This window comes from Amycolatopsis bullii (genome assembly GCF_014654205.1).
Taxonomy (GTDB): domain Bacteria; phylum Actinomycetota; class Actinomycetes; order Mycobacteriales; family Pseudonocardiaceae; genus Amycolatopsis; species Amycolatopsis plumensis.
Genome location: NZ_BNAW01000031.1, coordinates 24,251 through 49,760, shown reverse-complemented (window position 1 = coordinate 49,760; position 25,510 = coordinate 24,251). Strand labels below are relative to the sequence as shown.

Annotated in this window: 19 protein-coding genes; 10 read left to right on the top strand and 9 right to left on the bottom strand. The window is 70.8% G+C overall.

Annotation, left to right across the window (positions count from 1 at the left end; translation table 11 throughout):
- Positions 1–29 precede the first annotated feature (29 nt).
- On the bottom strand, positions 30–1,484 hold the full coding sequence (locus tag IE317_RS28880; protein WP_229902973.1) for a hypothetical protein: 1,455 nt from the start codon (positions 1,482–1,484) through the stop codon (positions 30–32).
- Positions 1,485–2,019: 535 nt separating this feature from the next.
- Here IE317_RS28880 and IE317_RS28875 point away from each other — a divergent pair.
- The gene (locus tag IE317_RS28875; protein ID WP_191314498.1) at positions 2,020–3,198 is read left to right on the top strand and encodes a cellulose-binding domain-containing protein; all 1,179 of its coding nucleotides are present in this window, start codon (positions 2,020–2,022) and stop codon (positions 3,196–3,198) included.
- Positions 3,199–3,266: 68 nt separating this feature from the next.
- On the opposite strand, the gene IE317_RS28870 is transcribed toward IE317_RS28875, so the two are convergent.
- Both IE317_RS28870 and IE317_RS28865 read right to left on the bottom strand, forming a co-directional pair.
- Positions 3,267–4,262, bottom strand: a complete 996-nt coding sequence (locus IE317_RS28870) for an aldo/keto reductase (RefSeq protein WP_191314497.1) — start codon at positions 4,260–4,262, stop codon at positions 3,267–3,269.
- 35 nt (positions 4,263–4,297) lie between these two features.
- Complete coding sequence (locus IE317_RS28865) at positions 4,298–5,491, bottom strand: AGE family epimerase/isomerase (protein ID WP_191314496.1); 1,194 nt, start codon at positions 5,489–5,491, stop codon at positions 4,298–4,300.
- A 168-nt stretch (positions 5,492–5,659) separates the two neighbouring features.
- Between IE317_RS28865 and IE317_RS28860 the strand changes: the two genes are divergently transcribed.
- Complete coding sequence (locus tag IE317_RS28860; protein ID WP_229902972.1) at positions 5,660–6,781, top strand: lytic polysaccharide monooxygenase; 1,122 nt, start codon at positions 5,660–5,662, stop codon at positions 6,779–6,781.
- A 93-nt stretch (positions 6,782–6,874) separates the two neighbouring features.
- On the opposite strand, the gene IE317_RS28855 is transcribed toward IE317_RS28860, so the two are convergent.
- Positions 6,875–7,825 (bottom strand): LacI family DNA-binding transcriptional regulator, encoded by a 951-nt coding sequence (locus tag IE317_RS28855; protein WP_191314495.1) that lies wholly within the window; start codon positions 7,823–7,825, stop codon positions 6,875–6,877.
- A 209-nt stretch (positions 7,826–8,034) separates the two neighbouring features.
- Between IE317_RS28855 and IE317_RS28850 the strand changes: the two genes are divergently transcribed.
- Both IE317_RS28850 and IE317_RS28845 read left to right on the top strand, forming a co-directional pair.
- Positions 8,035–9,306 (top strand): ABC transporter substrate-binding protein, encoded by a 1,272-nt coding sequence (locus IE317_RS28850; RefSeq protein WP_191314494.1) that lies wholly within the window; start codon positions 8,035–8,037, stop codon positions 9,304–9,306.
- 48 nt (positions 9,307–9,354) lie between these two features.
- Positions 9,355–9,882 carry a GNAT family N-acetyltransferase gene (locus IE317_RS28845; protein WP_191314493.1) on the top strand — a complete coding sequence of 176 codons (528 nt, stop codon included), beginning with the start codon at positions 9,355–9,357 and terminating at the stop codon, positions 9,880–9,882.
- A 205-nt stretch (positions 9,883–10,087) separates the two neighbouring features.
- On the opposite strand, the gene IE317_RS28840 is transcribed toward IE317_RS28845, so the two are convergent.
- The 4 genes from IE317_RS28840 to IE317_RS28825 form a co-directional block, all read right to left on the bottom strand.
- Positions 10,088–11,908 carry a glycoside hydrolase family 6 protein gene (locus tag IE317_RS28840; RefSeq protein ID WP_191314492.1) on the bottom strand — a complete coding sequence of 607 codons (1,821 nt, stop codon included), beginning with the start codon at positions 11,906–11,908 and terminating at the stop codon, positions 10,088–10,090.
- 35 nt (positions 11,909–11,943) lie between these two features.
- On the bottom strand, positions 11,944–13,473 hold the full coding sequence (locus IE317_RS28835; protein WP_191314491.1) for a cellulase family glycosylhydrolase: 1,530 nt from the start codon (positions 13,471–13,473) through the stop codon (positions 11,944–11,946).
- A gap of 10 nt (positions 13,474–13,483) precedes the next feature.
- Positions 13,484–16,402, bottom strand: coding sequence for a glycoside hydrolase family 48 protein (locus IE317_RS28830; RefSeq protein WP_191314490.1), 2,919 nt, complete (start codon positions 16,400–16,402; stop codon positions 13,484–13,486).
- 412 nt (positions 16,403–16,814) lie between these two features.
- The gene (locus IE317_RS28825; RefSeq protein ID WP_191314539.1) at positions 16,815–17,810 is read right to left on the bottom strand and encodes a LacI family DNA-binding transcriptional regulator; all 996 of its coding nucleotides are present in this window, start codon (positions 17,808–17,810) and stop codon (positions 16,815–16,817) included.
- Positions 17,811–18,060: 250 nt separating this feature from the next.
- Here IE317_RS28825 and IE317_RS28820 point away from each other — a divergent pair, with 250 nt between their 5' ends.
- From IE317_RS28820 to IE317_RS28795, 6 genes are all read left to right on the top strand, one after another.
- Positions 18,061–19,365, top strand: a complete 1,305-nt coding sequence (locus tag IE317_RS28820) for an ABC transporter substrate-binding protein (protein WP_191314489.1) — start codon at positions 18,061–18,063, stop codon at positions 19,363–19,365.
- Positions 19,366–19,369: 4 nt separating this feature from the next.
- Complete coding sequence (locus tag IE317_RS28815) at positions 19,370–20,365, top strand: carbohydrate ABC transporter permease (RefSeq protein ID WP_191314488.1); 996 nt, start codon at positions 19,370–19,372, stop codon at positions 20,363–20,365.
- Entirely contained in the window at positions 20,362–21,261 is a 900-nt protein-coding gene (locus IE317_RS28810; protein WP_191314487.1) for a carbohydrate ABC transporter permease, read from the top strand. Before IE317_RS28815 ends, IE317_RS28810 begins: the two co-directional genes overlap by 4 nt.
- Entirely contained in the window at positions 21,258–22,670 is a 1,413-nt protein-coding gene (locus IE317_RS28805; RefSeq protein WP_191314486.1) for a GH1 family beta-glucosidase, read from the top strand. The genes IE317_RS28810 and IE317_RS28805 overlap by 4 nt, the downstream gene beginning before the upstream one ends.
- A 150-nt stretch (positions 22,671–22,820) precedes the next feature.
- Entirely contained in the window at positions 22,821–24,587 is a 1,767-nt protein-coding gene (locus IE317_RS28800) for an IlvD/Edd family dehydratase (RefSeq protein ID WP_191314485.1), read from the top strand.
- Between the two features lie 65 nt (positions 24,588–24,652).
- Positions 24,653–24,961, top strand: coding sequence for a DUF3040 domain-containing protein (locus tag IE317_RS28795; RefSeq protein ID WP_191314484.1), 309 nt, complete (start codon positions 24,653–24,655; stop codon positions 24,959–24,961).
- 67 nt (positions 24,962–25,028) lie between these two features.
- On the opposite strand, the gene IE317_RS28790 is transcribed toward IE317_RS28795, so the two are convergent.
- On the bottom strand, positions 25,029–25,445 hold the full coding sequence (locus IE317_RS28790; protein ID WP_043781305.1) for a CBS domain-containing protein: 417 nt from the start codon (positions 25,443–25,445) through the stop codon (positions 25,029–25,031).
- Positions 25,446–25,510 lie beyond the last annotated feature (65 nt).

The following is a 25,510-nucleotide window of genomic DNA, read 5'->3' as shown; positions in this document are numbered from 1 at the left end:
GGGCGCCTCCGTCCGGGCCGGGTCCGGCGTCACGGCCGCGCCGAAGCGTGGGCGTCCAGGAGTGCTTCGGCGAGGTTGCGGGCCGTCGTGGCCGAGCGCCAGCGTGGTCCGGACAACTCGCTGGCCAGCAGCTTCAGCATGGCGCGCACCATGTCCGGCTGCCGGCCCACGCCCGCGTCCAGCAGCGGTTCGACCTGGGCGGCGGCGCCTTCGAGGTCGTCGAGCCGCAGGTGCGCGCGGCCGGTGTCGATCCGGATCATCGGATCCATGGCGTCCCAGCGGTTCTCCAGTGACAGCTTTTCGAAGGCCTCGCGGGCGGTGCCGAACTCGCGCAGCGCGGCCGAGGCCTGCCCGACCGAAAGCAGCGAGTTGCCCGCCATGTAGTGCCGCCGGTCCTTCGTGATGTTGAAGAAGCTGTCCTCCCCGCCGGCCCCCAGGTCCGGGTCCTCGATGGCCGTCCAGCGGGCGATCGCGTCCAGCACCTGCCGCTCGGCCTGCACCGACGACCAGCCGCGCGCCTCGGCGAGGATGAGCGGGGCGTCCGTGAGGCGCCCGCCCGCGTGGTAGTTGAGCCCGTCGGCGGCGAGCTTGGCGGACTCGATGCCGTTGCCGGCCCAGAACGCCACCCGGGCCTGTGACGTGCGCACCCAGCGCCGGGCGAGCAGGTCGTCGGCGTACTGGGTGTAGAGCCAGGCGGCCGAGTTGAGTTCGCGGGAGCGACGGTACCGGCCCAGGTCACCGGCGATCCAGGCCATCATCGCGCTCGACTTCGCCCCGATGAGCAGGAGGTCCTGGGTCTGCTTCGGCCGCTGACGGCCCTTCAGCAGCGAAGCGGTCCGGTCCGCGATCACGGCGAGCTGGTCGAGGATCGAGGAGGGCGCGGTGCGGGTGTAGGCGCCGCCGAGGAAGTCGAGGTCCGACCACAGGTCGTCGAGCTGGACGTCGTCCACGTTGGTCTTCGTGAGCAGGACGGCGTCGTCGAGGGCGCCGGCGCCGATCTCCTCCTCCGCCCGGGCTTCGCCGCGGACGGCGGTGCGGGCCGGCGCGACCTCGGGCTCGGCCGCCGCCCAGACCGAGGGCTCGGTGTCGGCGTGGTACTCGGCGAGGTCCTTGGCCGGCAGCTGTTCGAGATCACGCAGCCCCAGCAGGCACTTCCAGCCGGTGCCGTAGACCCGCGCCAGCACCCGCAGCGCGGCGACGGTGGGCCGGACGCCGCGGTCCGGCCACTGCTCGTACTCCCAGATCCGCGTGCCGCGCATGCCCGCGCGGGGGTCGCCGGTGACGGCGTTGTACTGGTGCGCTGCGACGTCGAGCGAGAGCTCGGACGCCAGCCGCCACGCGGTGCGCGGCGGGATCCGGCATTCGACGATCAGGTTCTTCGCCACCTGGGCCGGGATCTCCTCCTCGGGGAAGCCCAGGGCGGTCAGCCGCTCCCGCAGTTGCGCGCGGTAGGGCTTGCTCCCTGGTTTGGCCTGTCGACTCATCGTTCATCCAACGATTTCCGGAGTACGGGTGCGCCACCGACGACAGTACCGCAGCGTGACCGGGGCAGCCCAGCTCGTGATCAGGGCGGGAACCGTGTGTTTTCCGAGAAGTTGAGGACGCAACAAGGTTTTCCGGTCACCGGGCCTTGCGCGTTGTTCTGAGAGCGCTCCCACTTTTGGCGCTCGGAGACCGGTTTTGTGATCTTGCGGCAGATTTCCGGAATCCACCCCAACGGCGGCGTCCGGGCCCGCGTCCCGGTGGCACAGTGCGACCGGGACAAGTCCTGCACCCCAACGGCTTCCGCCGTTCAGGAGTGTTCAGTCGAGTTCCCCGCCGCACCGGCTGCGGAAAACGGACCACCGGATGGGCCCGCGTCCGGGTCGCTCTTTACAAGCGCGACACGCCGGGGTTACCTTTCCGGCGGCTGGAAGCGCTCCCATGCCAGGTCGCCTCGCCAGAACGCGGCCACCACCCAGGGGCGTCGTGGTGCAGGCCACGGCGCCCCTGTCCGCGTCCGGAGGAGGAGCCACCCCCATGAACAGGTTCGCCGGCGCACTGGCCGCGCTCTGCCTCGCCGCGGCGGGCACCACCGCGGTGGTCGTGGCCGGTCCGGCCGCCGCCGCCCCCGCGTGCTCGGTCGCCTACCGCGTCAACCAGTGGCAGAGCGGGTACACCGCCGACATCACGGTGACCAACGGCGCCACCACGGCCTCGTCCTGGACGCTCACCTGGCACTACGCCGGCAACCAGTCCGTGACGTCCGCCTGGAACGCCACCGTCCGCCAGACCGGGACCGCGGTCACCGCGCAGAGCCTGTCCTACAACGGCGCGCTGCCCGCCGGCGGCTCGGTTTCGTTCGGCCTCCAGGGCACCTACAGCGGAACGAACGACACCCCCACGGACTTCGCGCTCAACGGCGTCTCGTGCGGCGACCCCGCTCCCCCGACCTCGACCACGCCCACCACGCCCACCAGCACGACCCCCACCAGCACGACCCCGACCACCACGACCTCCGGCCCGCCGCCCGCCGGGTGCACGAGCGCCGCCATCTGCGACGACTTCGAGCAGCAGACCGGCAGCACCCCGGGCGGCCGCTGGACGGTCGGGGCGGCCAACTGCACCGGCACCGGGACCGTCGCCGTCGACAGCTCGGTCGCGCACTCGGGCAGCCGTTCGATCAAGGTCACCGGCCAGGGTGGCTACTGCAACCACGCGTTCCTGGGCACGAGCCTCACCGGCGTCGGCTCGAACCACCTCTTCGGCCGGTTCTGGGTCCGCCACACCACGCCGCTGCCCACCGGGCACGTCGCCTTCATGGCCATGCGCGACACCGCCGACGGCGGCCGCGACCTGCGCGCCGGCGGGCAGAACCAGGCCCTGCAGTGGAACCGCGAGTCCGACGACGCGACCCTGCCCGCGCAGAGCCCGGCGGGGGTGGCCCAGAGCGTCCCGCTGGCGACGGGCACCTGGTCCTGCTTCGAGTTCGAGGTCGACGGCGCCGCGGGCCGGCTCCGGACCTGGCTGAACTCCGCCGAGGTGCCCGGGCTCGTCGTCGACGGCGTCCCGACCCCGGATATCGACCAGCAGTGGCTCGCCAAGACCTGGCGCCCGGCGGTGACCGACCTGCGGCTCGGCTGGGAAAGCTACGCCGGCGACGCCGACACGCTGTGGTACGACGACGTGGCCGTCGGGACCACCCGCATCGGCTGCTGACCGCCGGTCGTGAGTGGTAAGGCGGGTTCTGACCCGCCCTTACCACTCACGACAGCCGCGGCAGGGCGCTAGCGGCCGAGGATCCGCTCGATCCCGGCCAGTTCCTCGTCGGTGAACTCGAGGTTCGCGGTGGCCGCGACGGTGTTCTCCAGCTGGGCGACACTGCTGGCGCCGATCAGCGCGGAGGTGACCCGGCCGCGGCGCAGCACCCAGGCGATGGCCAGCTGGGCCAGCGTCTGCCCGCGGCCCTCGGCGACCTCGTTCAGCGCGCGGATGGTCGCCAGGGTGTCCTCGGTCAGCCGGTCGCTGGTGAGGAACGGGCTGGCGCCCGCCGCGCGGGAATCGGCCGGGATGCCGTCGAGGTAGCGGTCGGTCAGCAGGCCCTGGCTCAGCGGCGAGTACGCGATCGAGCCGACGCCGTGCTCATCGAGGGTGTCCAGCAGGCCGTCCTCGACCCAGCGGTCCAGCATCGAGTACCGCGGCTGGTGGATCAGCAGCGGCGTCCCCAGCTCCTTCGACGCGGCGAGCGCGGCTTCGGTCTGCTCGGGCGAGTAGTTCGAGATGCCCGCGTACAGCGCCTTCCCGGAGCGGACGGCGGTGTCGAGCGCGCCCATCGTCTCCTCGATCGGCGTGTCCGGGTCCGGGCGGTGCGAGTAGAAGATGTCGAAGTGGTCCAGCCCGGTGCGGGCCAGGCTCTGGTCGAGGCTCGCCAGGAGGTTCTTGCGGGAGCCCCACTCGCCGTACGGGCCGTCCCACATCAGGTAACCCGCCTTGGACGACACGAGGATCTCGTCGCGGTGGGGACGGAAGTCGGCGGCGAAGTGGCGCCCGAAGTTCGCCTCGGCCGAGCCGGGCGGCGGGCCGTAGTTGTTGGCCAGGTCGAAGTGCGTCACCCCGAGGTCGAACGCCCGGCGCAGCACTGCCCGCTGGACGTCGAGGGGCTTGTCGTCCCCGAAGTTGTGCCAGAGGCCGAGCGACACCGCGGGCAGCTTCAGCCCGCTGCGCCCGGCCCGCCGGTACGGCATCTCCGCGTACCGGTCTTCGGCCGCGACGTAAGGCGACATGGTGCTCCTTGTCGAAAGAGGACGGCGAGTGCAGTTTATCCGCGCGCGAGGAGCGCGCCGGCGAACGACGCCGCGGGCGGCAGCTCGGGCAGCAGCGTCGCCTGGTAGGCGTGGTAGACGTCCGGTTTGCCCGCCCACACCGTCGTGGCGGGCCGGTTGTCCGGGTCGAGTTCGTGGTGCCACGACCCGCGTTCGCGGTCGACGAAGCAGGTTTCGGCGTGCCCGCACCACTCCTCGAACCGGGCCAGGTACGCCGGGTCGCCGGTCTCCTGGTGCAGCGTCCACGCCGCGGCCATCGCCTCGGTCACCACCCAGTGCAGCCGGGTGCGCACCACCGGCGTCCCGGCGAAGTCGGTCGTGTAGACGAACCCCGGCCTGCCGTCGACGGCCCAGCCGTACCGGACGGCGGCCTCGAACAGCGCGGCCGCGTCGGGCACCAGCCACGCCGGTGCGGTGTCCCCGAGCGCCCGTCCGAGGTGGACGGCCAGCCGCGCCCATTCGAAGAGGTGCCCGATGGTCGCGCCGAACGGGCGGAACGGGTGGGCCGGTTCGCCGCGGTTGAACTCGAGCCGCACGCGCCAGTCCGGGTCGTAGTGCTCCGGCAGCAGCCAGCCGTGCGCGCGGGCTTCACCGTGGATCAGACGCTCCACAATGGACAGTGCGCGCGCCGTCCACACCGCGTCGCCGGTGACGTCGGCGGCGGCCAGGAGGGCCTCCACGGTGTGCATGTTGGCGTTGGCGCCGCGGTAGTCCTCCAGGCGCGTCCAGCCGCGGTCCCAGACGTCGGCAACCAGCCCGGCGTCCGGTTCCCAGAACCGGCGTTCGACGGTTTCCAGGGCTTCGGCCAGCAGCGGCCGCGCTCCGTCGGCGCCGGCCGCGGCCGCGCTCGCGGCCGCCAGCACGACGAACGCGTGCTCGTAGGCCCGCTTTTCCGCCAGGGCCGTCGAGGCGTACCAGCCGCCGTGCTCCGCGTCCCGCAGCGGGCCGGTCAGCGCCGCGACGCCGTGGGCGACCAGCTCACCGGTGTCCGCGCCCTGCAGGGAGGCGAGCGCGAAGACGTGCGTCATCCGGCAGGTGATCCAGGTCTCGACGGGCCGGTCGAGCACCGGCCGCCCGGTGTCGTCGAGCCAGGCGAACCCGCCGTCCGGGTGCGCCGCGCCGCGGGCGAAACCGAGCAGCCGGGCGGGTTCGGCGCGCACCCAGGCGGAAACCGAAGACGGACTGTCCACTCTCTGCCTTTCTCCACGGCCCGCCGGCGTTCGGCGGCCCCCGCAAAACGTAGGCCAAGGCCCCCGCCCCGGCCATCGCGGGCTGTTCCGGAAGTGACCCCCACCGCGTATCCTGACCTTGGAAGCGCTCCCAGTCTTCGACGCACGCAACCCAATGAAGGGACTGACGTGACCAGGAGACGAAGTACCATTCTCGCCGCCGTCACCGTGCTGCTGGCGAGCCTGACCGCCGTCCTGCTGACCACCGGCACGGCCGAGGCGCACGGCGCCATGATGAAACCGGGCAGCCGGACCTTCCTGTGCTGGCAGGACGGGCTCAGTTCGACCGGCGAAATCAAACCGCAGAACCCGGCCTGCGCGGCCGCGGTGGGGGTCAGCGGCGCCAACTCGCTGTACAACTGGTTCGGCGTGCTGCGGTCCGACGGCGCCGGGCGCACGCGCGGGTTCATCCCCGACGGGAAGCTGTGCTCCGGCGGGAACCCGAACTACGCCGGGTTCGACGGGGTCGGCAACTGGCCGCTGACCCACCTCACCGCCGGCGCCCAGTTCGATTTCTCGTACAACGCGTGGGCCGCCCACCCGGGCTGGTTCTACACGTACGTGACGAAGGACGGCTGGAACCCGAACCAGCCGCTCACCTGGGACTCCCTGGAGGACCAGCCGTTCCTGACGGTGGACCACCCGCCGGTGACCGGCCAGGTGGGCACGGTGGAAGGCCAGTACAAGTGGAGCGGCGCACTGCCGTCGAACAAGTCCGGCCGGCACATCATCTACTCGGTGTGGAAGCGCTCGGACAGCGCGGAAACGTTCTACGGCTGCTCGGATGTCACCTTCGACGGCGGGCACGGCGAGGTCACGGGCGTGAAGGACCCGGGAACGGGCACGACGACCACGCCCACGACCCCGACCACGCCGACCACCCCGACGACGCCCACCACGCCGACCACCCCCACCACGCCGACGACCACGACGACGCCGATGCCGCCGGGTTCGTGCATGGCGATGGTCGAGATCACCAACACCTGGAGCGGCGGCTACCAGGCCACCGTGACGGTGATGAACCACGGCACGACGGCGTACCGGAGCTGGCAGGTGAGCTGGACACCGCCCGCGGGCCAGACGATCGCCAGCGTGTGGAACGGCACGCTCAGCCAGTCCGGCTCGGCGGTCACGGTCCGCAACGCCGACTGGAACGGCGGCATCGCGGCCGACGGCACGGCCGGCTTCGGCATGGTCGTCAACACGACAGGAGGAAGCGTGCCCCCGTCACCGACGTGCCAGGGCACCTGAAACATCCTGAGTGGACAGTCCGGGAGGGCCGCTTCGGGGAGTGTTCCCCGAAGCGGCCCTCGTGCGTTCGCAGCCACCCGGCGAGAGCGGCCCTCACGCGTTCGCCGGGCCCGTGCTGCCCCGCGTGATCAACCGCGGCCGGGACGTGTACACGTCACCGACCTGCTCCCCCGCCAGCAGGTCCTGCAGGACCCCGGCCGCCAGCGAGCCGAGTTCGGCCAGCGGGCGCCGGATGGCCGTGAGCGCCGGGCGGACCAGCCGGCAGAGCGGGGTGTCGTCCCACGACACCACCGAAAGGTCCTTCGGCACCGCGAGGCCGAGCTCCCGCGCGGCGGCGAGCGCGGCCACCGCCAGGTCGTCGGTGTCGCACAGCAGCGCCGTGGGCCGGGGACGGGTGGACAGCACCCGGCGGACCGCGTCGGCCGAGGGTTCGGGGCGGACCGTGCCCGGGTGCGGGATCCCGGTCGCCGCGGTGGTGAACGCCCGGCCCCGCGCCGCGGGGTCGGCGAACGCCGCCGCACCCGCGATGCGGACCACGTGCCGGTGCCCCAGTGCGGCGAGGTAGGCCAGCGCCTCGGCGGCGCCGGTGACGTCGTCGACCAGCACCGACGGGACACCCGGCATCCCGCCCGGGCCGCCGAGCGCCACCGCCGGCAGGCCGATCCGCACCAGTTCGGCCGCGCAGCCCGGCTCGGTCAGCAGCACGCCGTCGACCTTCCGCTCCGCTCGCCACCGGCGGTAGATGACCAGCGCCGCGTCGCGGCCGGGCGCGGCCTGCAGCAGCAGCTCGCCCTCGAAGCCGTCGAGCAGGGCCGGGACGAACGCCTCCAGGGACCGGTCGAGCACCAGGCCGAGCGCCCCGGTCCGGCCGCCGGACAGCGCCCGCGCGGTACTGCTCGGCGCCCACCCGAGCTCCCGGGCGATCTCGGTGATCCGCCGCCGGGTGGCCTCCGAGACGCCGGGGCGGCCGTTGAGGGCGTAGGACACCGCGCCCTTGGAGACGCCGGCCTCCTTCGCGATGTCGGTGATCGTCGGACGCTTCATCGCACCCTCTCTTCGCACCACGAGTCCGAGCACCACAAACGACGGCACCACCAGCCAAGACGCCGGACACGGACCCCGCGGTCCGTGTCCGCGCGGACACCCGCCGTCGCGTCCCTTGACACCCGCCGCATCGGGAAACGAGACTCCCCCCGGGAGCGCTCCCAGCCAATGGGGGCCGGGAGCGTGCCGCGAACGGGGAGTGCGCGCGCATGAAGCAGATCCGAAGACAGCTGGCCTTCGCCGCCGCCGTCGTCCTGCTCATCCTGACCGGCGGGTGCGGGCCGGGCACGCCGGAGCGGATCACGCTCACCGTGGCGACGTTCGGCGAGTTCGGCTACGACGACCTGATCCCCGGCTACCAGTTCACCCACCCCGGGCTCACCATCCGCCAGGTCCGGACCGAGCAGGGTGGACCGTACCACCAGGACCTGCTGGACAAGCTGCAGAAGGGCCAGGAGCTCGCCGACGTCCAGGCCGTCGAGGAAGGCCACCTCGCCGACGTGCTCGCCCACGCGGACAAGTTCGCCGACCTGGCCAGGATCGGGCCGCCCGACGTGAAACCCGGCCGGTGGCTGGAGTGGAAGTACGAGGCGGGCCGCAGCAAGGACGGCAAGCTCGTCGGCTACGGCACGGACATCGGCCCGCTGGCCATGTGCTACCGCAAGGACCTGCTCGAAGCGGCCGGGCTGCCGACCGACCCGGGCTCGGTCAAGACGATGTTCGCGACCTGGGACAGCTTCTTCCAGGCCGGCGAGAAGTACGTCAAGCGCTCGCACGGCAAGCCGTGGTTCGACTCCGCGGCGCAGGTCTTCAACGCCAAGGTGAACCAGCTCCCGGTCGGCTACCTCGACCGCGAAAACCACTCGACGCTGGAGACGAACACGGCGCTGAGGGACGCCTGGAACCAGGTCACCGCCGCGGTGAAGCAGGGGCAGTCGGCCGGGCTGACCGCCTTCCAGGACGACGGCAACAACGGCCTGCGCACCGGCGCCTTCGCGACGAAGGTCTGTCCGTCGTGGATGCTCGGCGTCATCGAGCAGCAGGCCGGCGTCGGCAACGCGGGCAAGTGGGCGCTCACCGACGCCTTCCCGGACGGCGGCGGCAACTGGGGCGGGTCCTTCCTCACCGTGCCGGCCTCGAGCCCGCACCAGAAGGAGGCCGCCGCGCTCGCCGCCTGGCTGACCGCGCCGGAGCAGCAGCTGCACGCGTTCCGGGTCAGCGGGAACTTCCCGAGCCAGGTCGACGCCTTCACCTCCCCGGACCTGCTCAGCGAGATGAACGGCTACTTCGGCGGGGCGCTGAGCGGCCAGGTGTTCGTCGCGCAGGCCCGCAAGGTCGGGAAACCGCAGTACAAGGGGCCGGGCGACGGCAAGATCCAGGAGACGGTGATCGCGCCGTCGCTCAAGGCGGTCGAGCAGGGCGCCGATCCCGCCGCCGTCTGGCAGCAGGTGCTGATCGGGGTGCACAAGCTCGTCCCCTGACCGGAAACCCGCTCGCCGGGGCCTGCCGGACCGGGCAGGGTGGGGGCCATGGTCTCCCCCCTGCCCGAGCCCTGGCGGCACCACACGATCCGGCACCCCGGCCCCGACGACCACCTGCCCGTGCTGGCGGTCCTCGACCGCTGGTGGGGTGGTCTCGGCGGCGAAGCGGGCTCGCGCCAACGGGCGCTGCTGCTGCCGAAGCTGATGTTCCAGCACTTCACGGCCAGCAGCTTCCTGGTGACGGCGGACGGGCGGATCGTCGCGTTCCTGATCGGGTTCCTCTCGCCGTCGAGGCCGGCCGAGAGCTACATCCACTTCGTCGGGGTCGAGCCCGCCGAGCGCGGTCGCGGCCTGGGCGCGGCGCTGTACGAGCGCTTCTTCGCCTACAGCGCCGCGCACGGGCGCTCGGTGGTCCGGGCGATCACTTCGCCGGAGAACAAGGGTTCGCACGCGTTCCACACCCGGATGGGGTTCGTCACCGAACCAGGGCCGAAGGAGTTCGAGGGGGTGCCGGTCCAGCCCGACTACGACGGGCCGGGACTGGACCGGCTGAGTTTCCGCAAGGACCTCGGCTGAGCCGCCGAAGAGACGAGCCGCGGGATCCGGCCCGGCGCCGCAGGAGGCCGCTGCGAGCACCGGGGCCGGATCTCGCTGTCCCGCCCGGCCGGTCAGGCGGCGCGGGCGGGACCGCGGCGAGCGGCCCGGCGGGACAGGCCGCTGCCGCCGTGGTGGAGGCCGGGCCGGGCGGCGGCTGCGCGGCACCGCCCGGCCCGGGGTCTGGCTACTGCACCGGCGGGTAGGCGTTCTGGACCAGTTCCTCGAACTGGGCCTCGAACCACTTGCCGGACAGCGGGGCGTTCGGCAGGGCACCGGTCAGGTTGCCGCCGTTGGCCTGCTGCGTCCCGTGGAAGGTCGGGTCGCACATCGGGTCCGCGCCCTTGCCCTCGTCGTTCGGGATCTGCTGGCTCGCGCCGTCGGACTCACCCGGCGGCTTGACCCAGACGTAGGCGTCGAAGTGCGCCGCGGGTGCCGCCGTGGGCCGCACGCCGAGACCGGCACCGCTCTGGTTGCACCAGTTGCCGCGGTGCAGCCGCCGGTCGATCCGGCCCGAGTTCACGTAGGCGTCCACCGTGGACCCGGAGGCCCCGCTGGGCCGGGCCGCGCCGCCCCAGCCGTTGCGGGAGGTGTCCACCAGCATGCCGATGCTGCTGGGCAGGCCCGCCGCCACGAAGGCGTTGTACATCGCGGTGGCGAACGGAACCTCCGCGAAGTACGGGTTCCACTGGTAGAACGTCGCCGACTTCAGCTGCTGCCCGCCGACGGTGAGGTTCGGGTCGGGCAGGTTCGGCTCGGTCAGCGGCGTGTAGTTGGCGGTGGAGCTGATGAAGCCGTCGATGCTGTTCACGCCGGCCGTGGTGCCCTGCAGCGTCTGCTTGACCAGGTTGACGAACGGGCCGAAGTTGCTGTCCCAGCCCAGCCACGCCGAGTGCGCGATGTCCAGGTAGTTGTAGACGTTGGAGATCGCGTGCAGCTTGTTCAGCGCGTACTGGATGCCCTGCGTGTAGACCCCGGTGGACTGGGCTTCCGCACACGCCGCCATCGAGGTGTTCGTGATCAGGTTCGGCAGCGAGTCCGGCTCCACGATCGCCACGATCCGCAGCGGCGCGTACTTCGCGTCGGACAGGATCGACGCGATCGGGTCGATGTACTCGCTCTTGTACCGGGCCAGGCCGTTCTGGGCGGCCTTCAGCTCACCGTTGGACGCCAGCGCCGCACAGTCGCGGTTGGGCAGGTCGTAGACGACGATCTGGATGGTCACCGGGGTGCCGCCGCTCTGCTGCGCCAGCGCCGCGTCGAGGTGCCCGCGCAGGCCCCGCGAGTCCGCCGTGCCGGCGATCGCGGCGATCCGGTCCAGCCAGACCGCGGTCGAGGTGTTGGCCACCTTGGCCATCTGCGCGCCGAGCGTGCCGCCCTTGGCCGCGGCCGCCGCGCTGACCTCGCTCGACCAGTCCGGGTTCACGTACCCCTTCGACCCCACGTACGGGTTGTCCACGTGGGTTCCCGGCTGCGGCGTCGTGGTCACCGTCGTCGGGGTGGTCGTCGTGGTCGTGGGGGTCGTCGTCGGGGTCGTCGTCGTGGTGCTGGGTGTCGTCGGCGTCGTGGTCGGGGACGTGCCGTCGCAGTGGGCCCCGTTGAGCGAGAACGACGTCGGGATGTCGTTGGTGCCCGAGTACGAGCCGTTGAAGCCGAAGCTGGCCGTCGCGTTCGCGCCCAGGTTGCCGCCCCACGACGGGTTCTTCGCGCTCACGTGCTTGCCGCTCTGGCTGAACGTGGCGCTCCAGCCCTGCTGCACCTGCTGGTTGCCGGCGAAGTCCCATTCGACGTTCCAGGACGAGACGGCGTCGCCGAGGTTGGTCACGGCGACGTTCGCGGTGAAGCCGGTGTCCCACTGGTTGACCGTGTAGGTGACCTTGCAGCCGGTGGCGGCGCCCGCCGGACTGCCCCCGGCCACCAGTAATCCGGCGGTCATCGCCGCCGCCGTCACCGAGGACGCCACGGCGAACCGTGACTTCCTCTTCGCGGACCAGAATTCACTCCTCATCGAGTGCGCTCCTTAGTGTTTTTCGGTGGGGTGGGTCAGGTGGTGCAGGCGGTCGCGCCGACGGCGAAGCCGCTCGGTGCGCCGGTCGAGCCGCCGGTGGCCTGGATGCCGATCGACACCGAGGCCCCGCCGGCGAGGTCGGGCGCCCAGGCGGGCGCCTTGGCGCTCGCCTGCTGCCCGGTCTGTGTGACGGTCGCGTTCCAGCCGCCGGTGATCTGCGTCCCGGACGGCACGGTCCAGCCGAGCGCCCAGTTCTTCAGCGCCGGGCTGCCGGTGTTCTTCAGCGTCACGGTGGCGGTGAAGCCACCCTGCCAGGTGTTGTCGACGTGGTAGGTGACCGCGCAGCTCGCCGCGGGCGGCGGGTCGGTCGTGCCGCCGCCCGAGCCCACCGGAGGGATCAGGTACGGCTGCAGGATCGCCTGCTTGGCCTGGTTGACCGTCGTCCAGTCGTCGTTGAGGATGCCGCCGGTGTCGCCCGAGTTCGGGTTCCACGACCAGTAGGTGAAGCTCATCCCGGACGGGCCCGTGCCGGCGTACTTCATCAGTTCCTGCAGCCAGACCTTGTCGCGCGGGTCGGCGAGCGTGGAGCCGAACTCACCGAGCAGCACCGGCGCGATGTTCTGCTTGTGCAGGTAGCCGAAGAAGTGGTCCCACAGCGCGGGCAGGTTCGCCGGGAACGCCGGGTCGGAAAACCATTTCTGGGCGAAGACCGAAGTCGCGTACTCGTGCGCGGAGTACACCAGCTTGTCCGGTTCGGACAGTCGCACCGGGAACTGCTTCGCCCCGGAGAGGTTGCCGCCCCACCAGCCGCACTCCGGGTCGCCGGTGCCGCTGACGCAGTCGACGCCTTCGACGACGATCAGCCAGTCCGGGTTCGCCGCGAGCACGGCGTTGCCGGCCCGTTCGGCGGCCAGCCGCCAGTCGGTCGCGGTGTCGCCGCAGCCCCAGCACGCTCCCCCGCCGCCCTGGATCGAGTGCGGTTCGTTGTGCAGGTCGGCGCCGATCACCGTCGGGTTGCCCTTGTAGTGCTGGGCCAGCATCGTCCAGTCGGAGATCCAGCGGCTTTCGGAGTACGCGCCGGTGTACCAGAGCGGGGACTGCGCGCCGGAGTCCGGCCGGTGCCGGTCCAGGAGCACGCGCATGCCCTTGACCCCGGCGTAGGCGACGATCTTGTCGAGCACCTGCAGGCCGGACAGGCCCTGCAGGTCCGGGTTCTGCACCTGGTCGATGCCGACCGGCTTGGACCCGGCGTCGAACAGCTGGTTCGAGTACGGCAGCCGCAGCGTGTTGTACCCGAGCCCGGCCATCTGGTCGAGCATGTCCTTGTAGTTGCGGCTCCACAGCCCATGCGGCGAGTAATTGGCCGTCTCGGCACCGAACCAGTTGATCCCGGTCATCCGGACCGGCGCGCCGGTCGCGTCGACCAGCTGGGATCCGGCAGCGTGCCAGAACCCGGTGCCGGTGCCGGCCGCCGCCGTGGTCTCCGGGGCCGCGGTGGCCGGGGACGCCGTGAGAACGGCGCCCCCGACCAGTGCGGCGACCACCAGCGAGAGCAGTCGCTTCATCAAGTGCCTCTCAGCCGAACAGGGCGACGTGCGCGGCGAACGCCGTGGCGATCTCCGACTGCGCCCAGAACCGGTGGTAGGTGAACGTCGGCGCAGCCCCGCCGTCCAGGTAGGCCTGGACCTTCGGCCACTGCGGGTCGCTCTTGTAGAACGACCGGATCGACAGGAACGTGGAGCTGGAGTTGATCGCGTCGCCGTTCGGCATGGTGCCCGTCCAGCCCGAGGGCACGTACAGCCCCTGGTCGGTCGTGGCGTTGTACTTGTCGTCGAACCGGTCGTAATCCGTCCGGGTCTCCGGCACCGCGATGCCCTTGGCGTCGGTGTTGGCCGACAGGGCGTTCAGCAGCTGCTCCCCGACCGTCTTGGCCTGGGCGTTGCTCGACCCGGACGCGTAGTAGAGCAGCGTCTTGACGAGCGAGGCCGCGACCCCGACGTCCTGGCTGTAGTTCTTCACCGCGACGTGCAGGCCGGTGTTCGACCCGGGGCTGGTGGCGTTCCACGTGTCCGGTGCGCCGCTCCAGGTCAGGTCGGACGGGATCTGGAAGCTCCCGCCCGCGCCGACCGTGGTGTTCGCGATCGCCCAGGGCACCCACTTGTCGAGGATCTTCTTCGCCCGGGCGTCACCGGTCGCCTGGTAGTACTCGGCGATCCGCTCCATGCCCCAGGTCTGGAAGCCGAACCACTGGTTGCTCGGCGGGTCGTGCCAGACCGGCTGCCAGTCGTAGTACATCCCGTAGAACGTCGGCGTGCCCGCGGGCGGGGTGCCGTACTGGCCGTCCCAGCTGTTGGTCGCACCGCCGGCGAGACCGCCTTCGGACGACTGCAGCCACTGCAGGAACTCCATCTGCCGGCTGAGGCTGGTCGCCCAGTCGGTCGCCCCGGTCGCCGAAGTGACCTTCAGGCCCGGATCGGCCGACAACGCGTACGCGGCCAGAGGGTTCTGGTAACCCTGGTGCGCCGCACCGTCGCCGATGCGCCACGCCCAGGCGCTGGACGAGTCCATCGAACCGCCCCAGGCGTAGTACCACGAGATGAGGTAGTGCTCGCTGTCCTTGCCGGTCCCGGCCGGGCAGCTCGCCGGGCCCACGCAGTTGCCGATCTTCTTGAAGTACTTGTCGAACAGCGAGTACCGCAGGTAGTCGCCCATCTTCGACGCCTTCTTCAGCACGGCCGCGACGTCGGCGCTCTTGCCCTGCGCCTGCGCCCACTTCTCGGCCTGGAAGGCCACCTGGACCACGCGGGCGTCCGCGTCGGGCGCGTCGGTGTACTTCCACTGCTTGGCGTAGGAGGAGTCGCCGGTGAACAGGTCGAGGTACCCGTTCTTGCCACCGAACTTCAGCACGTCACAGCTGGGCTGCGTGACCGTCTCCCAGACCGATTCCTGCGAGCCGCGCTGGAAGGTGTTGATGAACGCCGGCGCGGTGTTCGTGCCGTCCTCGCAGTGCCCGAAGCCGTAGATGTTGTCCACGTCGAGCAGCCAGTGCATGCCGTAGACGTCCGGCGAACCGTAGGCCGCCTTCAGCTCGGCCGCGATCGGGTCGGACCCGACCGGGACGTTCGACTGCAGCGGCGACGGGTACGACTTCGGGCTCGGGTACTCCGCCGCGTACGTCGCCGGCTTGCTGGCGTTGTAGCCGGAGTTGCCCGGCTGGTCCGCCGCCGACGGGATGGCGTAGGTCTCGATCGAGGTCCAGGCCTGGTTGAACGGGGCCCAGTCGCCGGTGACCCGGCCGTAGGACGCTTCCAGCCACAGGTAGTAGCTGAACGCCTCCGACGTCGTCTCGTGCCCGTGGTCCGGGGCCTCGACGATCAGCGTCTCGATCGAGTGGTACGGCACCAGGATGTTGCCGAACTTGCGGAAGTACCCGTTGTTCGGGTCCTTGATCTTGTTGTACTGCGTCAGGAACGCGAGCTGGTAGTCCGAAGTGGACGACGAGATCTCGTTCACCGTCACCGTCGCCGCGGTGTAGCCGGAGCTGCTCGCGGTGAAGGTCGCACTGCCCAGCGCTCCCCCGTTGTCGGCGCTGGTGACCGTGACGTTCTGCGGCACGTTCCAGTTCGCCGATGTGAACGTCAGGCTCGCCGGAGCGGCCGTCAGGTCCGTGCTGCCCGTCGTCCGCGCGACCGCGACGGTCACCGGCGCGGACGGGGCACCGGCGAGGGAGACCGCGAACGTCGTCGTCCCGCCCTGCTTGACCTGCGCGGTCGCCGGGGCGGCGACGATCGTCGGCCCGGACAGGACCTTCACGCTGACCGGGCTGGAGGTCGTGCTGGCGCCCTTGTTGTCGTACGCCTTGGCGCTGATCGAATACGTCCCGGCCGGGACGTTGCCCCAGTTGCCTTCGAACGGGGCGGCGGTGTCGGTGGCCAGCAGCGTGTCACCGGCATAGAACTCGACCTTGCTCACCGTGCCGTCGCTGTCGGCGGCCGTGGCGGCCAGCGGGATCGTCGCCGGGGCGTAATAGGTGCCGGTCGAACTCGGCGAGGTCAAGGTGACCGTCGGCGCCTTGTTGGCGCCGGTGCACGCGGTGCCGTTCACGGAGAAGTCCGTCGGCGGCCGGTTGGCCGAGCCCTTCGTGCCGTTGAACCCGAACGACGTGCTGGCGCCGGTGTCGAGGTGGCCGTTGTAGGACATGTTCGTCGCGGTGACCGCGGCGCCCGACTGGGCGAACGTGGCGCTCCAGCCCTGCTGGACCTTCTGGCCGTCGAGGAACGTCCAGCCGACCTTCCAGCTGTCGAACGGAGCTCCGTCGTTGCGCAGCGAGACGTTCGCGGTGAACCCGGTGTCCCAGTCGTTGGTGGTGTAGGTGACGGAACAGGCGATGTCGGCGCCGAGCGCCGGTGGTGGGGCGACCACCGCACCCGTGACCGCCAGCACGGCCGAGGCCAGTGCCAGCGCACGGGCGCGCTTTCGAGGAGAGGAACGCATGGCTGCGGAACTCCTTTGTCCGTAGGGAGCCAGCGATCTGGGAGCGCTTCCAGGCGCAGACGGTAGCCAGCCGGAAACCTGGATGTAAAGAATCGAGTCAGAAGGACACCGGGCCCCGGAACGTCACTTCTGCGCGTCCGGCGAGCGGCGGCGCACTGAACGCTCCTGAACAGCCGCCCCCGATGGTGGGCAGCTCACTCTTTCGGCCCAGTCAGATGGTGACGCACCGTTTCGTGAAACGTTATTTAGCGCCGAACGTGTACACCTGCGCCGGGAAGCTCCCACCTACCGGGGAACGCCGACCGGTCCAGCACACGCGGAGTTGAGCGCGGCCGGAGAAACCGGCACGCGCCCAGCCGGACGACCCGCGTGTCCGGATGGACGACACGCGGGTTCGGCCGGACACGGTGGGTCAGCTGGAGGCGCGAACCGCCAGGGAGACGGGGAGGATGTGCTGGCGCGGCTTCAGGTTCTGGTCGTCGAGCAGCCGCATCAGGGTCTCGACCATGGCGTGGACCTGCTCGCGCGGGTCCTGGTGGACCGACGTCAGCGGCGGGTCCATGGCCGGGGCCAGTGTCACGTTGTCGTCGAAGCTGACCACCGCGACGTCGTCCGGGACGCGGCGGCCCGCGCCGCCGAGGGTGCGCAGCGCGCCCACCGCCATCATGTCGCTGGCGACGAACACCGCGTCGAGGTCCGGGTGCCGGGCCAGCAGCGACGACATCGCGTTCGCGCCGCCCGAAAGGGTGAAATCGCCCTCTTCGGCCAGGTCGGCGGGGTCGAGCCCGGCGTCGAGGAGGGTCTTGCGCCAGCCGGCGAGGCGGTCGATCGGGGCGCTCTGGTCCTGGGGGCCGGCGATCGTGGCGATCCGCCGCCTGCCGGAGGCGACCAGGTGCTCGACCGCCAGCCGGGCGCCGCCCTCGTTGTCGAAGTCGACGACGTGGACGCCGCGGCGGATGCCGGCCGCCTGGCCGCCGAACACCACCGGGATGCGCAGCAGCCGCAGCGCCTTCGGCAGCGGGTCGGCCCGGTGCGGGGCGAACACCAGCGCGCCGTCGACGTGGCCGCCCTCGAGGAACCGGACCGTGCGGCTCAGGTCCTCGCGGATGTCGCTGAAGATCAGCACCATCTGGCGGCCGACGTCGGCGAGCTCCCGGTAGCCCGCCCGCATGACGGCGGCGCGGTAGGGGTCGTCGAGCAGCCGGGACTCCGGCTCCGACAGCACCACCGCGATCGCCCCGGTGCGGCGCGTGACCAGCGATCGCGCCGCCTGGTTCGGGGAATAGCCCAGGTCACGGGCCGCGGCCAGGACCTTCTCGCGCGCCGCCGCGCTGACGTACGCGTCGTCGTTCAACGCCCGTGACGCCGTCGACCGCGACACACCGGCGAACGCCGCGACGTCCTCCAGTGTCGGCCGTTCTTCATCCCCTGCTCGAGGCCCCACGGCACCGCCCTCGCTCACCCTCTGCAACTCTGACCGCCTCAGCTTAACGTTCACACGCTCGCGCGTCCGGGAGCGCTCCTCGCAGGAAACGCTCCGGTTACGACCTCTTGACACCGGTAAGGGGCCCCAGCAGACTCTCCCACACCTGGGAGCGCTCCCAGATCGGCTCCCAGCAGTGAGAGCGCTCATTCCCGTCAACAAGGTGGTTGGACACGTGAGAACGATCCGGAACGGCCTGGTCCTGGCACTGGGCATCACGATGACGGCGCTCGGCGCCTCGGCCTGCAGCGGGGGCGGTGACACGAACACGCCGGCGGCCGCGAACCCGAACGAGAAGGTCGAGCTGACGCTGGCGACGTTCACCGAGTTCGGCTACGAGGGCCTCATCCCGGAGTACGAGCGGCTGCACCCCAACATCAAGATCACCCACCGCAAGACCGGCCAGGGCGGCCCCTACCACGAGGAACTCGTCACCAAGCTGGCCGCGGGTTCCGGTCTCGCCGACGTGACGGCCCTCGAAGAGGGCCACCTGTCGGACTTCCTCGACAAGGGCTCCAAGTTCAACGACCTGAGCAAGATCGGCCCGGCCGACGCCTCCCCGGACCGCTGGCTGAGCTGGAAGTACGAAGCCGCCAAGACCAAGGACGGCAAGCTCATCGGCTACGGCACCGACATCGGCCCGCTCGCCATGTGCTACCGCAAGGACATGTTCAAGGCCGCCGGCCTGCCGGACGACCCCGAAGCGGTCAAGCCGCTGTTCGCCACCTGGGACAGCTACTTCGCGACCGGCGCGGACTTCGTGAAGAAGAGCAACGGCAAGGCCTGGTTCGACTCGGCCTCGCAGAACTTCAACGCGATGGTCAACCAGCTCCCCGAGGGCTACATCAACAAGGACGACAAGCTCGCCGTCGAGAGCAACCAGGGCCTCAAGGACGCCTGGACCAAGGTCACCGACGCGGTCGCCAAGGGCGAGTCGGCCAAGCTCACGGCGTTCAGCCCCGAGTGGGAAGCCAGCTTCAAGCAGAGCGCGTTCGCCACGAAGGTGTGCCCGGCCTGGATGCTCGGCGTGATCAAGGAGCACGCCGGCCCGGAGAACGCGGGCAAGTGGGCGGTCACCGCGGCGTTCCCCGGCGGCGGCGGCAACTGGGGTGGCTCGTACCTGACCGTCCCGACGCAGTCGAAGCACCCGAAGGAGGCCGCCGAACTCGCGGCCTGGCTGACCGCGCCCGAGCAGCAGATCAAGGCGTTCCAGGCCAAGGGCACCTTCCCCAGCCAGGTCAAGGCGCTCTCGGACCCGGCGCTGCTGAACTACACCAACGACTACTTCGGCGACACGAAGGTCGGCCAGCTGTTCGCCGAGCAGGCCAAGAAGGTCCAGAAGCCGCAGTACAAGGGCCCCGGTGACGGCCAGATCCAGGAAAACGCGTCCAGCCCGGCCCTGCAGGCGGTCGAGCAGGGCAAGCCGGCGGCGGACGCGTGGAACCAGATGGTCGAAGCCGCGAAGAAGATCACGCGCTGAACCGATGACCGTCATCGACAAGGTCGCGCCAGAAGGGAGTAAGGCCGGGGAGCGGGTGTCTCCCCGGCCCACCTTCCGTCACCGGTTGAGCCGGTGGGACGTCAAGGTCTCGCCGTACCTCTACATCGCCCCCTTCTTCGTCGTGTTCGGGATCGTCGGCCTGTTCCCGCTGCTCTACACCGCGTACGTCTCGATGTTCAAGTGGGAGGCCGGGACCGACCAACCCGACTTCCTCGGCTTCGGCAACTACACCGAGCTGTTCGCCGACACGCAGTTCTGGAACGCGCTGGTCAACACGATCAGCATCTTCCTGCTCTCCAGCATCCCGCAGCTGATCATCGCGATCCTGCTGGCGGCGCTGCTCAGCGCCCGGTTGCGCGGCGCGACCGGCTGGCGCGTGGGCATCCTGCTCCCGTACGCGGCCAGTCTCGTCGCCATCGGCATCATCTTCGCCAACCTGTTCGGCTCGAAGTACGGGCTGATCAACGGCGTGCTGCAGACCTTCGGACTGGACCCGATCGAATGGCAGGCCAACCGGTTCGCCAGCCACATCGCGATCGCGATCATGGTGAACTGGCGCTGGACCGGGTACAACGCCCTGATCGTGCTGGCGGCCATGCAGGCCATCCCGAAGGAACTGCACGAGGCGGCGCTGATCGACGGCGCCGGAACGTGGCGCCGCTTCTGGAACGTCACCCTGCCGCTGCTGCGGCCGACGCTGATCTTCATCACCATCACCTCGACGATCGGCGGCCTGCAGATCTTCACCGAGCCGAAGCTGTTCGACGCCATGCCGGGGTCGAACAACGGCGGTTCGACCAACCAGTTCCAGACCGTGACGCTGTACCTCTACCAGACGGCGTTCCAGAACGCCGACCTCGGCTACGCCTCGGCGATCGCCTGGGTGCTGTTCCTGATCATCGTGCTCATCGCGCTGGCGAACTTCTTCATCACCAGCCGGATCGCCAGCACCCCGGCGGTGAAGGTGAAGAAGAAATGACCACACTCCAGAGTGATGTCCAAGGCCGTGACCTCGGCGGTGACACGAGGAAGCCGGGCCTCCGGCAGAAGGTCGCCACGCTCGGCAGGCCCCGCAAGGCGACCTACGTCGTGCTGGCGATCTTCGTGCTCGGTTCGCTGTTCCCGTTCTATTGGTCGTTCCTGGTGGCCAGCCGCGACAACGGGATGCTCACCGAGCGCATCCCGCCGTTCGTGCCCGGCGGCAACTTCTTCGCCAACGCCGCGCGGGTGTTCGACACCGTGCCGTTCTGGAAGGCGCTGGCCAACAGCGTCATCGTGTCCGGCACGGTGACGCTGACGACCGTGCTGTTCTCCTCGCTGGCCGGGTTCGCCTTCGCGAAACTGCGCTTCCGGGGGCGCAACAAGGCGTTCGTGTTCATCGTCGTGACCCTCGCGGTGCCCACCCAGCTCGGCATCATCCCGCTGTTCATCGCGATGTCCGAACTGGGCTGGACGGGGAGCCTGGCGGCGGTGATCGTGCCCAACCTGGTCACCGCGTTCGGGGTGTTCTGGATGCGGCAGTACACGCTCGACGCGCTGCCGTACGAGCTCGTCGAGGCCGCGCGCGTCGACGGCTGCAGCATGATCCGGATCTTCTGGAACGTCTGCATGCCCGCCGTGCGCCCGGCCGCGGCGATCCTCGCGATGTTCACGTTCATGATGTCGTGGAACGACTTCCTGTGGCCGCTCGTCGTGCTGGACGCCGGCAACCCCACCGTCCAGGTGGCCCTGGAGAAGCTGCAGAGCGGCTACTACATCGATTATTCGCTCGTCCTGGCCGGCACGACCTTGGCCACCATTCCCATCCTCATCGTCTTCGTCCTCCTCGGCCGCCAGATCGTGGCCGGGATCATGCAAGGTGCCGTGAAAGGGTGAACATGTCCGTACATCCCGACAGCGTTCGGGCGGAGACCGCGTTGATGTTCCCGCCTGGCTTCGTCTGGGGCGCCGCGACCGCGGCGTTCCAGGTCGAAGGAGCCACGACGGCCGACGGGCGCACCGACTCGGTCTGGGACGTCTTCGCCCGCCGCCCGGGTGCGGTCCGGGGCGGCGACAACGGCGAGCCGGCGGCCGACCACTACCGCCGGTACTCCGAAGACGTCGGGCTGATGCGCCGGCTCAACCTCGGTGCGTACCGCTTCTCGCTGGCCTGGCCGCGGGTGCGGCCGGACGGCGGCGAGGCGAACGCCGCCGGGCTCGCCTTCTACGACCGGCTGGTCGACTGCCTGCTCGAGTCCGGGATCCAGCCGTGGGCCACGCTGTACCACTGGGACCTGCCGCAGGCGCTGGAGGAGAAGGGCGGCTGGACCAACCGGGACACCGCCTACCGGTTCGCCGAGTACACCGAGACGGTGCTGGAGCGGCTCGGTGACCGCGTCGCCAGCTGGTCGACGCTCAACGAGCCGTGGTGCGCGGCGATGCTCGGGTACGCGGGCGGCATCCACGCGCCCGGCCGCACCGACCACCCGGCGGCCGTCGCGGCCACGCACCACCTGCTGCTGGGACACGGCCTGGCGATGGACATCATCCGGCGGCACGCCCCGGGTACCGCGGCCGGCATCACGCTGAACCTGTACCCGGTCGCCCCGCACGACCCGGCCAACGTCGCCGACGTCGCCGCGGCCCGGCGCATCGACGGCCTGCAGAACCGGCTGTTCCTCGACCCGGTGCTGAGCGGCGGCTACCCGGACGACCTGGTCGCCGACCTCGAGCCGTTCGGCCTGGGCTCCGTCGTGCGCGACGACGACGCCGCGGTCATCGCCGCGCACGTCGACTGGCTGGGCGTGAACTACTACCGCGACTACCGCGTCGCGGGCCGTCCGGTGCCGGGCAGCGAGCCGGCGGGCCCGGAGTGGGTCGGCGCCGCCGACGTGCACTTCGTCCCGGACCCGGCGGCCCCCCGCACCGACTCGGGCTGGGAGGTCCAGCCGGCCGGGCTGACCGAGTCCCTGCTGCAGGTGCACCGCGGTTACCGGCCGGTGCCGCTGTACATCACGGAGAACGGCGCGTCCTACCCCGACGTCGTCTCCGACGGCGGTGACATCGTCGACACCGACCGCGTCGCGTTCCTCGACTCGCACCTGCGGGCGGCGCACGACGCCATCCAGGCCGGCGTCGACCTGCGCGGGTACTTCTACTGGTCGCTGCTGGACAACTTCGAGTGGGCCGAGGGGTACGCGAAGCGGTTCGGCCTGGTCCACGTCGACTACACCACGCAGCGGCGGACGCCGAAGCAGAGCGCCCACTGGTACTCCCGGGTGATCGGCCTCAACGGCCTCGGCTGAGGGGGGTGCGTGGCGGGCACCGGCGCGGGTGCCCGCCACGAACTCCTGCAGTGAATGACTCATTCCTGGCGTCGGAGGCCAGGAATGAGTCATTCACTGCATCCTCCGGAGGGGGTGCATTCCGGAACCGCCGTTGCCAGACTGGCCGGTATGGGACTGCGCAGCGAAGCTTGGTTCAACAACCCCGCCGACCCCGGTATGACCGCGCTCTACCTCGAGCGCTACCAGAACTGGGGCCTGACCCGGGAGGAGCTGCAGTCCGGCAAGCCGATCATCGGGATCGCGCAGACCGGCTCCGACCTGACCCCCTGCAACCGTCACCACCTGCAGCTGGCCGACCGGACGCGCGAAGGCATCCGCGAGGCGGGCGGGGTCGCGATCGAGTTCCCGGTCCACCCCATCCAGGAAACCGGCAAACGCCCCACCGCCGCGCTGGACCGCAACCTCGCCTACCTCGGCCTGGTGGAGACCCTCTACGGCTACCCGATCGACGGCGTCGTGCTCACCACCGGCTGCGACAAGACCACCCCGGCGTGCCTGATGGCCGCCGCGACCGTCGACATCCCGGCCATCGTGCTCTCCGGCGGCCCGATGCTCAACGGCTGGTTCAACGGCGAGCGCACCGGGTCCGGCACGATCATCTGGAAGGCGCGGGAGCTGCTCGCCGCCGGGGAGATCGACGACGCCGGGTTCATGGAGCTCGTCGCGTCGTCCGCGCCGTCGCCGGGGCACTGCAACACGATGGGCACGGCGTCCACGATGAACGCGCTCGCCGAAACCCTGGGGATGAGCCTGCCCGGCTGCGCGGCCATCCCGGCCCCGCACCGCGACCGGGCGCGGATGGCCTACCGGACCGGGCTGCGGATCGTCGAGATGGTCCGCGAGGACCTCAAGCCTTCGGACATCCTGACGCGCGAAGCGTTCGAGAACGCCATCGTCGTGAGCTCCGCGATCGGCGGGTCCACCAACGCGCCCATCCACCTCGGGGCGATCGCCCGGCACATCGGCGTCGACCTGCCCCTCGACGACTGGCAGCGGCTCGGCCACGGCGTCCCGCTGCTGGTCGACCTGCAGCCCGCGGGCAAGTACCTCGGCGAGGAGTTCCACCGCGCGGGCGGCGTCCCGGCCGTGGTGCACGAGCTGATGCGGCACGGGCTGATCCACGAGGACGCGCCCACCGTCAACGGCCGTACCCTGGGCGACAACTGCCGCGACGCCGAGGCCGGCGACCGGGACGTCATCCGGACCTTCGACACCGCCCTCCTGCCCGATGCCGGGTTCCTGGTGCTGAAGGGCAACCTCTTCGACGCGGCGATCATGAAGTCCAGCGTGATCTCGCCGGAGTTCCGGCGGCGGTACCTGGCCGGGGGCGTCTACGAAGGCACCGCGGTCGTGTTCGACGGCCCCGAGGACTACCACGCGCGCATCGACGAGGAGGACCTCGGCGTCGACGAGCACTCGCTGCTGGTCATGCGCGGCACCGGCCCGCTCGGCTACCCCGGCTCGGCGGAGGTGGTCAACATGCGCCCGCCCGCCGACCTGATCAAGCGGGGTGTGCACGAGCTGCCCTGCCTCGGCGACGGCCGCCAGTCGGGCACCTCCGGCTCGCCGTCGATCCTCAACGCCTCCCCCGAAGCCGCGGCGGGCGGCGGTCTCGCCGTGCTGCGGACCGGCGACCGGGTCCGGATCGACCTCGGCGCCGGCACCGCGGACGTGCTGATCCCCGACGACGAACTCGCGCGGCGCCACCGGGAACTGGCCGAGGCGGGCGGCTACCCGGTACCGGAGTCGCAGACGCCGTGGCAGGAGATCCAGCGGTCGATGGTCGACCAGTTGTGTGACGGCATGGTGCTGCGGCCGGCCGTGGCCTACCAGCGCATCGCGGCGACGAAGGGAATCCCCCGTGACAACCACTGAGGTTTCCCGCTTCGGAAGCGGGGAAAACGGGTACCCCGCTCGATAGCCGAGGCGAGGAGGCCCCCATGCTCCCGGATCGAGAACGGCACGCCCTGCGCGAAATCGAGGCCGAACTGCGCGCGAGTGATCCCGCGTTCGCCGCCGCCTTCAGCGGCCCCAGGCTGCGTTCGCCCAGGCGCTGGAACCTGTTGCTGGTACTCAGCGACGTCACCGCGGTGGTGATGCTGCTCGTCGGCCTGTTCGCCCGCGACGCCGCGCTCGTGCTCTGGGGCACGGTGAGCGCGGGCGCCTTGGTGGCCTGGCACATCGCCCGCGCCGAGTCGGTCCGCGAATCCACTGAGGACGGTGCGACGCCGGCGACCGGCACGCCCTGACGAACCGACAAAAACGGCCGCCCCCGGAACTCGCGCCGGGGGCGGCCGTTCTGCGTCGAAGCGCCGCTCAGTCGTAGGACAGCGCCTCGACCAGCTCGCCGGCACTCGGGTTCGACAGTGCCCTGGCCACGTCGGCCTGGGCGACGATCCCGACCAGGTCGTGCCCGTCGATCACCGGCAGCCGGCGGACGCGGTGCTCGGACATCGTGCGCAGGATCTCCTGGGCGTCGTCGTCCGCGCCGATCGTGACGACCTCGCCCTGGGCGAGCTCACCGACGTGGACCGCGCGCGGGTCCTTGCCCTCGGCCAGCACCTTCACCACGATGTCGCGGTCGGTGATCATGCCCTTCAGCCGGTTGTCCTCGCCGCAGATCGGCAGGGCGCCGACGCCCTTCTGCGCCATCGTGACCGCGGCGTCGTGCACGGTGTCGGACTCCCGGGCGCAGGTCGCGTCCGACGTCATGATGTCGCGTGCGGTGGTCATCCTGGACTCCTTTCTCCTGGCGGTGTCGTTCCGGCTACCCGGGCCGGCCGCGTTTACCCCTCTCC

What these genes read in the sequence shown, in the direction of transcription:
- IE317_RS28845 (WP_191314493.1), top strand. Translation starts at nt 9,355, where the DNA reads ATGGTCTCCCCCCTGCCCGAGCCCTGGCGGCACCACACGATCCGGCAC.
- IE317_RS28810 (WP_191314487.1), top strand. Translation starts at nt 20,362, where the DNA reads ATGACCACACTCCAGAGTGATGTCCAAGGCCGTGACCTCGGCGGTGAC.
- IE317_RS28815 (WP_191314488.1), top strand. Translation starts at nt 19,370, where the DNA reads ATGACCGTCATCGACAAGGTCGCGCCAGAAGGGAGTAAGGCCGGGGAG.
- IE317_RS28800 (WP_191314485.1), top strand. Translation starts at nt 22,821, where the DNA reads ATGGGACTGCGCAGCGAAGCTTGGTTCAACAACCCCGCCGACCCCGGT.
- IE317_RS28840 (WP_191314492.1), bottom strand. Translation starts at nt 11,908, where the DNA reads ATGAGGAGTGAATTCTGGTCCGCGAAGAGGAAGTCACGGTTCGCCGTG.
- IE317_RS28830 (WP_191314490.1), bottom strand. Translation starts at nt 16,402, where the DNA reads ATGCGTTCCTCTCCTCGAAAGCGCGCCCGTGCGCTGGCACTGGCCTCG.
- IE317_RS28880 (WP_229902973.1), bottom strand. Translation starts at nt 1,484, where the DNA reads ATGAGTCGACAGGCCAAACCAGGGAGCAAGCCCTACCGCGCGCAACTG.
- IE317_RS28855 (WP_191314495.1), bottom strand. Translation starts at nt 7,825, where the DNA reads ATGAAGCGTCCGACGATCACCGACATCGCGAAGGAGGCCGGCGTCTCC.
- IE317_RS28790 (WP_043781305.1), bottom strand. Translation starts at nt 25,445, where the DNA reads ATGACCACCGCACGCGACATCATGACGTCGGACGCGACCTGCGCCCGG.
- IE317_RS28795 (WP_191314484.1), top strand. Translation starts at nt 24,653, where the DNA reads ATGCTCCCGGATCGAGAACGGCACGCCCTGCGCGAAATCGAGGCCGAA.
- IE317_RS28850 (WP_191314494.1), top strand. Translation starts at nt 8,035, where the DNA reads ATGAAGCAGATCCGAAGACAGCTGGCCTTCGCCGCCGCCGTCGTCCTG.
- IE317_RS28870 (WP_191314497.1), bottom strand. Translation starts at nt 4,262, where the DNA reads ATGTCGCCTTACGTCGCGGCCGAAGACCGGTACGCGGAGATGCCGTAC.
- IE317_RS28835 (WP_191314491.1), bottom strand. Translation starts at nt 13,473, where the DNA reads ATGAAGCGACTGCTCTCGCTGGTGGTCGCCGCACTGGTCGGGGGCGCC.
- IE317_RS28875 (WP_191314498.1), top strand. Translation starts at nt 2,020, where the DNA reads ATGAACAGGTTCGCCGGCGCACTGGCCGCGCTCTGCCTCGCCGCGGCG.